Genomic DNA, 13,940 nt, shown 5'->3' on the forward strand with positions numbered 1-13,940 from the left:
CCTCTTAGTAAATAAACTTTACGATTAGTTAGGTATTTACTATAATTATCGCGAACTTAAGTTAATTTTGCTTAATTTAGCAATAATTTCAGTTAGTTAAGAGGGAAATTGTCGGCATTAGCGATCGCAGCTCCCCGATCTTTAATAACTAATTTTAAGATTGATAAAGGAAGTTAACAAAAAGGTTAACTCTGCGGCTAAAAGTAGTAAGTAAAGGGCAGCGCGGGGACGAAACACCGAAAAAATCAAGCTTAAGCTTTTCAAGTCAGCAATTGCGCCAAAGATCAGATAAGCTAGTAAAGCACCGCTAGAAAAGCTCGAACTAAAAGCACGGATAAAGAAAGCGTCAATAGTTGCAGAAGTAGAAACTAACATTCCTAGCAACATCATCACCAAAACAGCCGAAATCGAACCAACTCCGAGATTGAGGAGTTGATAACGAGGGATAATAACTTGTAAAATAGCAGCGATCGCGCAACCGCAAACTAAGAAAATTCCTAACTGTCGTAATTCGAGGACAATATTATCTAAGACTAAACTCAGTCGTCCGAGGAGTGTATATTTAGTTGTAGAGATAACTAGATTTGGCTGGTGAGTTTGGAGAGGTGAAAGTAAAAAAGTTCCCGAATGAAGTAAATCTCGTCGTTGCTGTTGCCAAATAGCTTGTGAAGAAGATAAATTTTGTCTAGGATGAGGTAACATCAGCCAGCGTCGGAGAAGAGATTCGCGATCGGGTTGCGCGTGAAAAACCCAACCCGCGATCGCTGCAATAATCAATACTAAAACTACTCGCAAAACCACGATATCTAGGCGATCGCTAAATGCAATCCAAGTTACCCAAATTGTAATCGGATTAATGGTTGGAGCGCCAAGTAAAAAACCAATTACTATCGGTGTAGGAACTTGTTGTAAAAGCATTCGCCTTGCTACGGGTATGTTACCATACTCGCATACTGGTAAAATCAAACCTAAGCAACTACCAAAAATTGCACCCCAAAGCGGATGGTTTGGTAGACGCGCAGAAATTACGCGATCGCTAGCAAATACTAACAGGAAACTAGAGACAATAATCCCGAGTAACAAAAAAGGAATCGCCTCAAACAACAAACTTAAAAATAAGGTAAATACATTAGTCATTAGTCATTCAGGGTTAACTCACTCATTATCTAATCTTCTCAGTGAAAATAGGGCTTGGTAAAGAGAAACAACAGTTGAAACTAATAATACCACGAGAAAACTCCTGAACAATTGGCTCATTTTTTGGGGAGATCGAGATCGAATTGTGGCTGTAGCTTTCACTGCTACTTTTTGTGGTGAGAGAATTAATCCCGATTTTTCCTCGATCTGGAAAAATAAATTTGGCAAATGGTCAATTAAAAAAAATACAGCTTCAAATAGCTATCATAGAAAAATAACTACTGTCTGAATTTAATTTATGTCTGAATTAATTTTATTTTGGCATCGGCGAGATTTACGAATTAGCGATAATATTGGACTAGCAGAAGCACGAAAAAAAACTAATAAAATAGTAGGTGTTTTTTGTCTCGATCCTGGTATTTTAGAAGCAGATGACGTGGCGCCAGCAAGAGTTAAATATCTACTTGGTTGTTTGTCTGAATTACAGTCAAGCTATCAGCAAGCCGGCAGTCAATTATTAATTTTACAAGGGAAACCAAGCCAAGAAATACCCGATCTAGCAGTAGCAGCGAACGCCAAAGCTGTATATTGGAATTGGGATGTAGAACCTTATGCCAAAAAACGCGATCGCCAAGTTAAAGAAGCCCTCACAGCAAAAGGAATTGCCGTCGAAAACTTCTGGGATCAATTACTTCACCCTCCTGGGGAAATTCTGACTAAATCGAGTAACAAACCTTACACGGTTTATACACCTTTCTGGAAAAATTGGTACAGTCAGCCGAAAAAATCTCATGCACAAAAATTAGAAAATGTCAAGGGTTTGACAGAAAAAGAAAGAGAAATAGTCAAAGCGCGATCGCTACCTTCCGCCCAAGATTTAGGCTATGTTTGGGATAACGAATTGCTGCTACAACCAGGAGAGAAAGCAGCCCAAGCCAGACTGAGAGAATTTTGTGACAAAACAATCGGCGAATACCAGCAACAGCGAGACTTTCCCTATGTAGATGGTACATCCAGACTCAGCGCCGCCTTAAAATTTGGCGCGATCGGCATTCGCACCGTTTGGGAAGCCTCACAAGAAGCTTACAACCAAAGTCGTAGCGACGAAACCAAAGCGAGTATCGAAACCTGGCAAAAAGAATTAGCTTGGCGAGAATTTTACCAACACGCGATCTATTTCTTTCCCCAACTCGCCGAGGGACCCTATCGAGAATACTGGCAAGATTTTCCTTGGGATAACTCCGAAAAATACTTTCAAGCTTGGTGCGAAGGAAAAACAGGTTATCCGATTGTCGATGCCGCCATGCGCCAGCTAAATACCGTTGGTTGGATGCACAACCGTTGTCGAATGATTGTTGCGAGTTTTTTAACCAAAGACTTGATTATCAACTGGCAGTGGGGCGAAAAATACTTTATGCAGAGACTTTTTGATGGGGATTTAGCCGCTAATAACGGTGGTTGGCAATGGAGTGCGTCATCGGGAATGGACCCCAAACCCTTAAGAATTTTTAACCCTTATTCCCAAACCCAAAAATATGACCCCGAAGCCGAGTATATCCGTCAGTGGCTACCAGAATTAAGTTCAGTAGACACAGAATGTCTAGTTACGGGGAAAATAGCAGCCGAAGATCGCGATCGCTGCGGCTATCCCCAACCAATAGTGAATCATAAACAACAGCAAAAAGAATTTAAACAGCGCTATCAACAGGTAAAAAACAACTAGACAGCTTCATCTGTGAGATCCAATCTCAATTCCCGATAAGATTGTGGGATAATGAAAAACATTTGTTTATCAGTGAAAATAACTACTGGAGTGCAAAACTAACGTGAAGGTTTTGGTAGTCGGCAGTGGTGGTCGCGAACACGCCCTAGCATGGAAATTGCTACAATCTAAGCGCATTACCGGGGTCTATTGTGTCCCTGGTAATGGCGGTACAGCAGTAATGAAGGGTTGTAAAAATTTACCCTTACGAGTAGATGATTTTGAAGGAATATCTCGGTTTTTGGAAGTACACGGCATTCCTTTAGTCGTTGTCGGTCCGGAACTTCCCCTGTCAATGGGAATCGCCGATTACCTCAAAGATTTAAACGTGATGGTATTTGGTCCAAACAAAGCCGGGGCGCAAATTGAAGCGAGTAAATCTTGGGCAAAAGAACTAATGTTGTCGGCAAATGTTCCGACTCCCAAAGCAGAAATGTTTGCTGAAGCAGAAACAGCGATCGCTTATGTGGAAAAACAAGGTGCGCCGATCGTCATTAAAGCAGACGGTTTAGCCGCCGGAAAAGGAGTGATCGTTGCCCAAACAGTTCCCGAAGCAACAACCGCGATCGCCTCTTTATTCCAAAAAGGCTTTAGCAAGGTACTGGTGGAAGAATATTTGACAGGTCAAGAAGTTTCTGTACTCGCCTTAACCGACGGAAAAACCGTTCGTCCCTTACTTCCCGCCCAAGATCACAAACGCATTGGCGAAGGAGATACCGGAGAAAATACTGGGGGAATGGGCGCTTATGCCCCTGCGCCGATTGTAACTCCAGAATTAATGTCTCGCATCGAACGAGAAATTCTTCAGCCCACAGTTGAAGCTTTGGTGCAACGAGGAATTGACTACCGAGGCGTACTTTACGCCGGATTGATGATTACCCCAGAAGGAACGCCAAAAGTATTGGAATTTAACTGTCGCTTCGGCGATCCCGAAACCCAAGCAATATTACCCTTGCTCGACACGCCCTTAGAACAACTGTTTATCGCTTGTTGCGAAGGGAAACTAGCCGAACAGCCCCCCATCGCTTGGAAGCAAGGTAGCGCGATTACCGTCGTCGCTTCCTCCCCAGGATACCCAGGCAAATACCAAAAAGGACTAGCGATCGCCGGAATCGAACAAGCAGAAAACTTTGGCGCGATCGTCTTTCATGCGGGAACCAAACTCAAACAACAACAACTCGTTACCGATGGCGGTAGAGTTCTCAATGTTACCGCAGTCGGCGAAAACTTTAGCGTAGCTAAAACCAAAGCTTATCAAGGAATCGAAAAGATTCAATTTGAAGGCATTTACTACCGACGCGATATCGGTCATCGACTGGTGAGTGCTAACTTTCTTGCTAGTTAGTCGCAAACGATCGACTATATTGGTAGACGCATTGATTAAATAATCTGTCTTCTTGAGTCAGCTTATTTACCTCGAGACTGTTGTATTCTCTTTTGATTGGCGAATCTACCTTGCTGAATCTATTCAAAAGTATCCGAGAAGCGATCGCTCGTTGGTGGAGCGAATTTACCCTTCAGACACGATTGATGGCAGCAGCTACGTTAGTTGTTTCCTTATTAATGAGCGGTCTGACATTTTGGGCTGTCAATACGATTCAACAAGATGCACGGATGAACGATACTCGCTTTGGCAGCGATTTAGGGCTTTTACTTGCAGCGAACGTCGCTCCAGCGATCGCTGAAGGCAATTTAACTGAGGTGGCTCGTTTTACCAATCGCTTTTACAGCAGTACCTCTAGCGTCCGCTATATGATCTATGCCGATGAGTCGGGCAAAATTTTCTACGGGATTCCCTATTCGGAAGAAGAAGTACAAAACTCCTTGACAATCGAACGGCGCATTCAATTACCAGAAAGTTATGCTCAATATTCTGAGTTACCTTTAGTGCGCCAGCATCTCACTCCTGACGGACAAGTTACCGATGTTTTTGTCCCCCTCAACTACCAAGGAAAATATTGGGGAGTTTTAGCGATCGGCATTAATGCTAACCCAACTGTTGTTGCTTCCTCACACTTAACTAGAGATGTCACGATCGCTGTTTTCATCTCGATTTGGGCGATGGTCATTTTGGGAGCGGTATTTAACGCTTTGACAATTACTAGACCGATTAAAGAGCTACTTTTGGGTGTAAAAAACATCGCGGCTGGCAATTTTAAACAGCGCATCGATTTGCCTTTTAAAGGAGAACTCGGCGAACTAATTTCTAGCTTTAATGAAATGGCAGAACGGTTGGAAAGATACGAAGAACAAAATATCGAAGAACTAACTGCCGAAAAAGCCAAACTGGAAACTTTAATGTCTACGATTGCTGATGGCGCTGTACTGCTGGATACAGATTTGCACGTAATTTTAGTTAATCCTACCGCACAAAGGATTTTTGGTTGGGAAGGTTTACCAGTAGTTGGCGAAAATGTCCTCCATCACTTACCCGCAGCTTTGACAGTTAAACTGACTAAACCTCTTTATCAAATTGCCACTAGCGAAACTATTGCCGAAGAGAAAGGAGATTTTCCTAGCGATGAAGCAGTTAAAACTCATTCGCGTCTTCCGGAAATTGGGGAGTTTCGCCTCACTTTAACTGAACCTACTCAACGTACTGTCCGCATTCTCTTAATTAAAGTTCTCGATCAAAGAACCGAAACAATTAAAGGAATCGCAATGACAGTACAAGATATTACTCGCGAAGTTGAATTAAATGAAGCAAAAAGCCAATTTATTAGTAATGTTTCCCACGAGTTAAGAACGCCTTTATTTAATATTAAATCTTTTATTGAAACTCTTTACGAATACGGCGAAGACCTTAGCGAAGCAGAAAGACGAGAATTTCTCGATACGGCTAACCACGAAACCGATCGCTTAACTCGTTTGGTTAATGATGTTTTGGATTTATCTCGTCTCGAATCAAATCGAACCTATGTTTTAGGGGCGGTAGATTTGCTGCAAACGGCGGAACAAACTCTGCGTACTTATCAATTGAATGCTAAAGATAAAGGAATTGAATTAAGTCAGGAAATTGAACCAAATCTGCCTCCTGTTGTCGGTCATTATGACCTATTGTTGCAAGTTTTAGCTAACTTGGTTGGTAATTCTTTGAAGTTCACTAAAGCCGGAGGAAAAATTACTATTCGCGCTTATAATCTCGAATCTACACCCTATCCTTTAGAAGAAATTGAAAAGGTACGAATTGAAGTTTCTGATACAGGGATTGGGATTGATAAAGAAGACCAAGAAGCAATTTTTGACCGTTTTTTCCGGGTAGAAAATCGCGTTCATACTTTAGAAGGAACGGGTTTGGGACTTTCAATTGTTCGCAATATTATCGAAAAGCATAATACCACTGTCCATTTGGTCAGTGAAGTAGGAATAGGAACGACTTTTTGGTTCGATTTGCCAGTTTATAGTGAAGAATTAATTCAAAGCTATCAAGATACTGACGAGAATTAAACTGACTAAAAGTAAGATACCTAGATTTCGTTTAAACCACAATTTGAATCCAGGATTATAGCGAGGTGGAGTTAACTCCAGGGGTTCGTGGCGATCGCGAAATAAGGTACAAGTTTTCGCATAGGGACGTTGGGGAAAGTTACAAGTGTCATCCTCATGATAGACGCAGCGATCGCATAAATAGTCTCCTGCTGTCGCTTGATGTAAGGGAATACCAGGATGACCGTAAGCTTTGAGAATAGCACGACAATGAGGACAAGTAACTGCCTCAACGTCTACGGGTTGTTGACAATGGGGACAATCAGGCATTACTACTAATGAATCATCTTTCTTAAGCTAGGGGCAACCACAGGGGGATTGCCCCTACTGGTCTAATTCTCGCAAAACTTTCGCTAAAATCTCAAACATTTGCTCAATTTGTTCTTTACTAATTATCAACGGTGGCGAGAGGGCAATAATATCGCCTGTTACGCGAATTAATAATCCTTGTTCGTAGCAACGTTGTAAACATTCCCTTCCTCTCATACCGGGTTTTCCTGGTATGGATTCTAATTCTATTCCTGCTACTAAACCAATGTTCCTTAAGTCAATTATCTGAGGTAAATCGCGTAACGAATGAACTGCTTCTTGCCAATAATTAGCTAAACTATCAGCACGAGCAAATAAACCTTCTTCTTCGTAAACATCTAAAGTTGCCATTGCTGCGGCACAAGCTACGGGATGTCCGGAATAGGTGTACCCATGAAATAATTCAATCGCATTTTCTGCTGCTGCGTCCATAAAGGTATCGTAAATACCTTTTTTGACAAAAACTGCTCCCATTGGAATTGTGCCGTTGGTAAGCCCTTTTGCGACGGTAATCAGATCGGGAATTACGCCAAAATATTCGCTAGCAAAGCTTTTTCCTAGTCGTCCAAACCCGGTAATTACTTCATCAAAAATTAACAAAATGCCGTATTTGTCGCAAATTTCTCGCAATCTTTTTAAGTAACCAACTGGGGGAATTAAGACACCGGTAGAACCTGCCACTGGTTCTACAATAACCGCCGCAATTGTTGAAGCGTCGTGTAAAGTAACAATTCTTTCTAATTCGTCGGCTAAATGACTTCCCCATTGAGGTTGTCCGCGAGTAAAAGCATTATGTTCTAAATTGTGGGTGTGGGGAAGATGATCGACTCCGGTAATTAAACTACCAAAAAATTTGCGATTGTTAGCAATTCCACCGACAGAAATCCCGCCAAAACCTACGCCATGATAGCCTCTTTCTCTACCAATTAAACGCTGACGAGTTCCTTCTCCTTTCACGCGATGATAGGCGATCGCGATCTTCAATGCTGATTCTACCGCTTCGGAACCGGAGTTGCCATAAAAAACGCGATCGAAGTCTCCCGGAACCATTTTAATCAATCTTTCTGCTAGTTCAAATGCACCAGGATGTCCCATTTGAAACGGTGGTGCATAATCTAATTTAGCGACTTGTTGCTGAATTGCGGCGACAATTTTCGGGCGACAGTGACCTGCATTTACACACCATAAACCTGCCGTTCCGTCAAGTATTTCTCGACCATCAACGGTAGTATAATACATCTCTTTTGCGCCTACCAAGAGACGCGGTTTTGCTTTAAACTGCCTGTTAGCAGTAAATGGCATCCAAAAGGCTTCGAGTTGATTTGCCACAGTTTTTACTCCCGATCTTCCCATCTCGCGATCGCCACTAAATTTTCAGCAGTGATGCGCGTCACTCGATCGTTAATATTATCTCACTTTTCTGGTTGACTGAACGCACAATTTTTCTTGACCAAATTCTAGTTTTTTCCTGATTCATCTCACTTGAGACTGACAAATCAAGAGTAACAATTAAAAGTGTCAACTGACTAAATTAGAAAAATCATGTGTCTCTCTTCTCGCAGCCTTGGTTTACCTTGGCAATCTGTTGCTTATCAGACTCCAGAAAGCGATATTTTACTCACTTATCGAGGAACATCTTATCAAGCTCGTCAACGTTTATCAATGCCATCGCTACCAATTATCAAATTAAAGTATCGCGGGATTAATTATTTTCAATCACCATCAATTTTTAAGTAAATTTTTGTTGAATGTGGGGATTTAGCCCTCGATACAAATTAGACTAAATACCCACAAGAAAACACCTTTTAAATTATTTTACAGCTAAGGTGCGCAAGCGATTCAAAGCAGCCGCTAATTCAAAACGACGGAAATAAGCCAAATCTCCTTGAGGATAGTCAGTAATTACATCTAATCCTTCATTTTCCAAATCGCCGATCGTCAAATCTAAGATTGTGGGAAGATCGTTTTGGCGATCGATATATCTTTGTTTAGCATAGACGATCGCCGCCGCGATCGCGCGCAATTGTCCCGAATCTACTATTTGTTCTACTGCGGTTAAATCGATATCTTCTGTACCAAAAGCTACTTCATCAACGTCGCGTACTTTTACTTTTACCGCCCTCCGTCCCCGACTGGGGTCAATACTTTCTGGTAAAGGTATACGCGAGGTTATTTTACCAAATTTTCTGCCTCCTTCGGCACTACGTTCGGTAACATATTCTCGAGCAATTGCTTTCGCTTTTGCAGTCACATCGTGGGGTTGAAAATTATCCATAGCGATGACAGTATCAGCGACATCGAAATAATCTCCACTACCACCCATAACTAAAATTGTCGAAACGCCATAATCGGCGTATAATTGCTGAATTTTATCGATAAAGGGCGTAATTGGTTCTTTATCCTTCGAGATAAGCTGTTGCATCCGGCGATCGCGGATCATAAAATTAGTTGCGGCGGTATCTTCGTCAACTAATAATAATTTTGCCCCTGCTTCTAAAGCTTCGATAATATTTGCTGCTTGGGATGTACTTCCGCTAGCATTTGGAGTTGTAAAATTAGTTGTTGAACGTCCTTGTGGTAATTGATTGATAAACGGAGAAATATCCACACCAGCAATACTCCGTCCATCTTCTGCCCTAATTTTAACCGCCGCCGGATTAGTAACGACAAATTCTCTCCCATCTCCGGGAAGATGATTATAAACTCCGACTTCTATCGCTTTCAATAAAGTAGATTTTCCGTGATATCCGCCACCGACAATTAAATTAATTCCCGCCGGAATGCCCATACCAGTTATTTTACCTCGATTCGGACAAGCAAATTCAACTCGCAAAGATTCTGGTGACTGAAAGGGAATTGCTTCGTCTTGTAACGGGCGATCGTCTACACCGCTACGCCGTGGTAAAATTGCCCCATCAGCGACAAAAGCGACTAAATTATTTTCCGCTAATTGTTGACGCAACCAGTCTGCATCTTCCACCGTTTCAACTTGCTTTTGAATCGCTGATTTATCTAAGGAATCATATAATAAAGCTGCTGCGACAATTTCCGGAATATCTTCACATAACATCGCTGCTGCTTGACGACCTAAAATCCTTCTTCCTTGGGCTGGTAAACCAACAACAAAACGAACTTCTACTTCTTTTTTACTAACAAAAGCCGCAGTCCTTTCTAAGATTTCTTGTCCGTAACGAGTAATCGCAATTAAACCACTTTTTCCGGTTCCTCGTTTACCGCTAATTTCTCTCGCCATCTGGTCAAATTGACGAATCAAATAATCTCTTAAGCCAATTTCTCGACTCAAGGAATTATACAGTTGTTCGGGAAAACCTGCAATTGCTTGCGGTATTTTGACTCGGACTTTACTCGGTGCCGCAAAAGGATCTCCTTGTACATGGTCGATAATTAAAGTAAAGTCAGGAAAGTTGTAACTTCCTTTGATATCTTTGTAGGCTTTGTAGCTACGATTATCTAAATTTAAAAGTAGGGAACGAAGTTTTTCTCGATTAGACATAAATTGATTTTCTGTACCAAAACGCCAAGGTTATTTTAAAAGCTAGAACCAGGTTGTTGCAGAAATTCTATCTCTTCCTTCGTACTTTTTCTACCTAAAATAGAATTTCGGTGAGGAAAGCGCCCAAATCGTTTAATGACTTGATAATGTCTTTTTGCGTAGTCGATGCTACTTGCACTTTCGGGGTCTGATTCTAAACTAGAAAATAATTCTAAACATCTTTCTTGATCTGCCAGTTTCTCGCTATGTTCAAAGGGAAGATAAATAAACCAACGCTGTACTGGTAATAATTCCTTGTCGTAACCTTTACTTACTGCATATTTTGCTAACTCTAAGGCTTTTTCGTCAGTAGCAAAGGCTTGGGGTTGACCGCGAAACATATTTCGAGAAAACTGATCTAAGACAATAATTAACGCTAAACAACTGTCAGGGTTATTTTTCCACTCATCTAATTCCCCTGCGGCTGCTCGATCGTAAGTATCGAGGAAACGCGATCGCACTTCTCGGTCGAATTCATCTTTCTTCACAAACCATTCTTGACGCTGCTTTCCATAACCCTCCTCACCCGCTTTACCAAACCAAAATTCTAGTATTTCTTCCATAAGTCCCCCTATAGGGCAGCCACTATTTCCCATTTTAAGAATAACACCTTTTTAGCCATTTGTCAACAAATTTTCGTCATTTGCCCAAACTCTTTTTGACCCAAAAATGAACAATTATCTTTGCGCCTTTGCGTCTTGGCGCGAAACAAAGTCACCATAGTAAAAAAGCAACAAAAACCCAAACGAGATGTTAGAACACCACGTAATCATAGTCGGCGGTGGATTAGCCGGATGTCGCGCCGCCCTAGAAATCAAACGTAGCGACCCGAACATCGATGTCGCCCTCATCGCCAAAACCCACCCCATCCGTTCCCACTCCGTCGCCGCCCAAGGAGGAATAGCCGCAACCCTAAAAAACGTCGATCCCCAAGATAGCTGGGAAGCCCACGCCTTCGATACAGTCAAAGGTTCAGACTATTTAGCCGACCAAGACGCAGTAGAAATCCTGACCAAATCAGCCCCAGACGTAATCATCGACCTCGAACACATGGGCGTATTATTTTCCCGCCTCCCTGACGGCAAAATCGCCCAACGCGCCTTTGGGGGACACTCCCACAAACGCACCTGCTACGCCGCCGATAAAACAGGTCACGCGATTTTACACGAACTGGTTAACAACCTCCACCGCAACCAAGTCCAAGTTTACGATGAGTGGTACGTGATGCAACTAATCCTCGAAGAAAACGAGGCGAAAGGTATCGTCATGTATCGCATTCTCGACGGACATATCGAAGTTGTCCGGGCGAAAGCAGTCATGTTTGCTACTGGGGGTTATGGTCGAGTTTTCAATACCACATCCAACGATTTCGCTTCCACAGGCGACGGTTTAGCAATGTCGGCTGCGGCAGGTTTACCTTTAGAAGACATGGAATTTGTCCAATTTCACCCGACAGGTTTGTATCCCGTAGGCGTATTAATTTCCGAAGCAGTTCGCGGTGAAGGGGCGTATTTAATTAATAGCGAAGGTTCGCGCTTCATGGAAAACTACGCCCCCAAACAAATGGAACTTGCACCTCGCGATATTACTTCTAGGGCGATAACGTTGGAAATTAGGGCTGGGCGAGGTGTCTATCCCGATGGTAAAGCGGGTGGTCCTTGTGTATTCCTGGATTTGCGCCACATGGGTAAAGAAAAAATTATGAGTCGAGTTCCCTTTTGTTGGGAAGAAGCCCACCGACTGGTAGGAGTTGATGCGGTACACGAACCGATGCCAGTACGTCCTACAGCCCATTATTCTATGGGTGGCATACCTGTAAACACTGACGGACAGGTAAGACGAAGTGGAGATAATTTAGTTACAGGTTTCTTTGCTGCGGGAGAATGCGCTTGCGTTTCAGTACATGGGGCAAATCGGCTAGGAAGTAATTCGTTGCTAGAATGTGTAGTTTATGGGAGAAGAGTCGGTGCAGCGATCGCCCAATACATCCAAAACCGCAAACTACCCGAACTCGATCCCGAAAACTATCTTCAGATTAATCGATCTCGCATCCAAAGTCTTTTCGAGCAAAAAGGAACGATGCGTCTCGCTCAATTACGCCAACAATTTCAAGATTGTCTGACGCAATATTGCGGCGTTTTCCGTACCGAAACAACGATGAGAGAAGGATTAGCAAAACTGCAAGAATTAAAGCAACAATTTGCTAATATTTACCTCGACGATCGCGACAATTGTTGGAACACTGAATTAATTGAAGCCCTCGAATTGCGTAACTTATTTATCGTCGGTGAAATCATTCTTGCTTCCGCCCTCAACCGCCAAGAAAGTCGCGGCGCACATTCCAGAGAAGATTATCCTCAACGTGACGACGATAAGTTTCTCAAGCATACTTTTGCTTATCATTCCCCTGCTGGCATTGATATTAATTATGTATCAGTAGTCATCAATCGTTTTGAGCCAAAAGAAAGGAAATATTAGGGCTAGAAAGTAATAATTAGCCTGATGGAGACGTAGAAATCTACGTCTCTCCAAGACAATTTAAACTTCAATTTTGATAAGCTTTTTTACTCAAAAATTAGCTGATTTAAATTAGATGAATTCGATACTTATTGAAAAGGTATGATAAAATATTATTTACTGTTTCCTTGAAGATAATCAAAAATGTCTGAATTTATTAATCTTGCTTCCGAAAGACAAAGACTTCTCGAACTACCCGAAAAGTTAGATAACGAACCAATAATTATTACTGACCAGGGAAAACCTGTAATGGTGGCTCTTAGGTACGAACAATATGAATCTTTAATAGAAACTATCAATATTCTAGCTGATGAAGAATTTGCCAATCAATTAAAAAAAGGAATTAAAGAAGATAGAGAAGGAAAAACAGTTAGTTGGGAAGAAGCAAAAAAACAGCTAGGTTGGGAATGATTATTAATAATAATTGTTTGAAAAACTCAGGTAATTCGATAAAAATGGAGAGATGGATTACGAAATTGAAATTATTCCTCTGGCGATTAAATTGTTAGCAAAAATCAAAGACCAACGCGAACAAAAATTACTTCGCAAAAAAATTGAGAAACTTAAACAAGAGCCAGAAAAACAAGGTAAACCCTTAACTGGACAATTTAAAGGTTATCGCAGTGTTAGGGCTGTTGGTCAACGTTATCGGATTATTTATCGTATTGATAAAAATCGAATAATTGTCGTAATAATTGGCGTAGGAATGCGTCAAGAAGGATCTCGCCAAGATGTTTACGAGGTAGTAGGGCGTTTGCTAGAAGAAGAGTAAACCGCGATCGCACTAATAGCTAAACTCGAAATACCGGACGATCGGGATTAGCAGGATTGGGTATCAAGCGCTGATTTTTACAATCTACAAGCAAATCTAACTTTTCTAATACCACTTGACCAATTAACACTTCATCGCCAGTTACGACTGCATCTTCTGTAGTTTCACGCCCTTCACACTCAATTTTTAAAGGTTCAGTCAAGCCGACAGTTTCTACTCTGCCATCGGCATATTTTACACCTTGCTGACCTAAAATTTCCAAGCCCAATTGTTGGGCTATGGTAGCAGGAATAACTAAATAAACTGCACCCGTATCAACAAGTGCTTGAGTCGAGAGCGATCGCAGCAATCTTGGAGCAAGCAAACCGCGACGAATTAACGCTTCATCGATCGCATTAGTTAAT

The 13,940-nt window shown here is 41.8% G+C and carries 13 protein-coding genes; 7 read left to right on the forward strand and 6 right to left on the reverse strand.

Annotated elements, in window-relative coordinates; translation table 11 throughout:
- Positions 1–141: 141 nt before the first annotated feature.
- A complete protein-coding gene (locus G3T18_RS22320) occupies positions 142–1,137 on the reverse strand; it encodes a permease (protein WP_224412804.1) in 996 nt (331 codons plus the stop codon).
- A 298-nt stretch (positions 1,138–1,435) separates the two neighbouring features.
- Between G3T18_RS22320 and G3T18_RS22325 the strand changes: the two genes are divergently transcribed.
- The 3 genes from G3T18_RS22325 to nblS all read left to right on the forward strand — a co-directional run bounded on the left by G3T18_RS22325 (position 1,436) and on the right by nblS (position 6,346).
- Positions 1,436–2,860 (forward strand): FAD-binding domain-containing protein, encoded by a 1,425-nt coding sequence (locus G3T18_RS22325; protein WP_224412805.1) that lies wholly within the window; start codon positions 1,436–1,438, stop codon positions 2,858–2,860.
- A 103-nt stretch (positions 2,861–2,963) separates the two neighbouring features.
- Positions 2,964–4,244, forward strand: a complete 1,281-nt coding sequence (gene purD / locus G3T18_RS22330; RefSeq protein WP_224412806.1) for a phosphoribosylamine--glycine ligase — start codon at positions 2,964–2,966, stop codon at positions 4,242–4,244.
- A 185-nt stretch (positions 4,245–4,429) separates the two neighbouring features.
- Positions 4,430–6,346 carry a two-component system sensor histidine kinase NblS gene (gene nblS, locus G3T18_RS22335; protein WP_224412816.1) on the forward strand — a complete coding sequence of 639 codons (1,917 nt, stop codon included), beginning with the start codon at positions 4,430–4,432 and terminating at the stop codon, positions 6,344–6,346.
- Here nblS and G3T18_RS22340 read toward each other — a convergent pair.
- Both G3T18_RS22340 and G3T18_RS22345 read right to left on the reverse strand, forming a co-directional pair.
- Positions 6,311–6,655 (reverse strand): zinc ribbon domain-containing protein, encoded by a 345-nt coding sequence (locus G3T18_RS22340; protein WP_224412807.1) that lies wholly within the window; start codon positions 6,653–6,655, stop codon positions 6,311–6,313. The genes nblS and G3T18_RS22340 overlap by 36 nt on opposite strands.
- 54 nt (positions 6,656–6,709) lie before the next feature.
- Positions 6,710–8,023, reverse strand: a complete 1,314-nt coding sequence (locus G3T18_RS22345) for an aspartate aminotransferase family protein (RefSeq protein WP_224412808.1) — start codon at positions 8,021–8,023, stop codon at positions 6,710–6,712.
- A gap of 213 nt (positions 8,024–8,236) precedes the next feature.
- Between G3T18_RS22345 and G3T18_RS22350 the strand changes: the two genes are divergently transcribed.
- A complete protein-coding gene (locus G3T18_RS22350) occupies positions 8,237–8,431 on the forward strand; it encodes a DUF4278 domain-containing protein (protein ID WP_224412809.1) in 195 nt (64 codons plus the stop codon).
- 73 nt (positions 8,432–8,504) lie between these two features.
- On the opposite strand, the gene G3T18_RS22355 is transcribed toward G3T18_RS22350, so the two are convergent.
- Both G3T18_RS22355 and G3T18_RS22360 read right to left on the reverse strand, forming a co-directional pair.
- A complete protein-coding gene (locus G3T18_RS22355; protein WP_224412810.1) occupies positions 8,505–10,208 on the reverse strand; it encodes an ABC-ATPase domain-containing protein in 1,704 nt (567 codons plus the stop codon).
- A gap of 35 nt (positions 10,209–10,243) precedes the next feature.
- Positions 10,244–10,810 carry a DUF924 family protein gene (locus G3T18_RS22360; RefSeq protein WP_224412811.1) on the reverse strand — a complete coding sequence of 189 codons (567 nt, stop codon included), beginning with the start codon at positions 10,808–10,810 and terminating at the stop codon, positions 10,244–10,246.
- 187 nt (positions 10,811–10,997) lie between these two features.
- Between G3T18_RS22360 and G3T18_RS22365 the strand changes: the two genes are divergently transcribed.
- From G3T18_RS22365 to G3T18_RS22375, 3 genes are all read left to right on the forward strand, one after another.
- On the forward strand, positions 10,998–12,725 hold the full coding sequence (locus G3T18_RS22365) for a succinate dehydrogenase/fumarate reductase flavoprotein subunit (RefSeq protein WP_224412812.1): 1,728 nt from the start codon (positions 10,998–11,000) through the stop codon (positions 12,723–12,725).
- Positions 12,726–12,908: 183 nt separating this feature from the next.
- Complete coding sequence (locus G3T18_RS22370; RefSeq protein ID WP_224412813.1) at positions 12,909–13,175, forward strand: type II toxin-antitoxin system Phd/YefM family antitoxin; 267 nt, start codon at positions 12,909–12,911, stop codon at positions 13,173–13,175.
- Positions 13,176–13,227: 52 nt separating this feature from the next.
- A complete protein-coding gene (locus G3T18_RS22375; protein WP_224412814.1) occupies positions 13,228–13,536 on the forward strand; it encodes a type II toxin-antitoxin system RelE family toxin in 309 nt (102 codons plus the stop codon).
- Between the two features lie 19 nt (positions 13,537–13,555).
- On the opposite strand, the gene G3T18_RS22380 is transcribed toward G3T18_RS22375, so the two are convergent.
- The coding region (locus tag G3T18_RS22380; protein ID WP_224412815.1) for a retroviral-like aspartic protease family protein at positions 13,556–13,940 on the reverse strand (385 nt) is incomplete at its 5' end.

Origin of the sequence: Oscillatoria salina IIICB1 (genome assembly GCF_020144665.1) — a bacterium.
Classification (GTDB): domain Bacteria; phylum Cyanobacteriota; class Cyanobacteriia; order Cyanobacteriales; family SIO1D9; genus IIICB1.

Bases quoted from the DNA above. Each gene is read 5' to 3' on its own strand.
- G3T18_RS22370 (WP_224412813.1), top strand. From the start codon at position 12,909: ATGTCTGAATTTATTAATCTTGCTTCCGAAAGACAAAGACTTCTCGAA.
- nblS (WP_224412816.1), top strand. From the start codon at position 4,430: ATGGCAGCAGCTACGTTAGTTGTTTCCTTATTAATGAGCGGTCTGACA.
- G3T18_RS22320 (WP_224412804.1), bottom strand. From the start codon at position 1,137: ATGACTAATGTATTTACCTTATTTTTAAGTTTGTTGTTTGAGGCGATT.
- G3T18_RS22350 (WP_224412809.1), top strand. From the start codon at position 8,237: ATGTGTCTCTCTTCTCGCAGCCTTGGTTTACCTTGGCAATCTGTTGCT.
- G3T18_RS22340 (WP_224412807.1), bottom strand. From the start codon at position 6,655: ATGCCTGATTGTCCCCATTGTCAACAACCCGTAGACGTTGAGGCAGTT.
- G3T18_RS22355 (WP_224412810.1), bottom strand. From the start codon at position 10,208: ATGTCTAATCGAGAAAAACTTCGTTCCCTACTTTTAAATTTAGATAAT.
- G3T18_RS22325 (WP_224412805.1), top strand. From the start codon at position 1,436: ATGTCTGAATTAATTTTATTTTGGCATCGGCGAGATTTACGAATTAGC.
- G3T18_RS22365 (WP_224412812.1), top strand. From the start codon at position 10,998: ATGTTAGAACACCACGTAATCATAGTCGGCGGTGGATTAGCCGGATGT.
- G3T18_RS22375 (WP_224412814.1), top strand. From the start codon at position 13,228: ATGGATTACGAAATTGAAATTATTCCTCTGGCGATTAAATTGTTAGCA.
- G3T18_RS22360 (WP_224412811.1), bottom strand. From the start codon at position 10,810: ATGGAAGAAATACTAGAATTTTGGTTTGGTAAAGCGGGTGAGGAGGGT.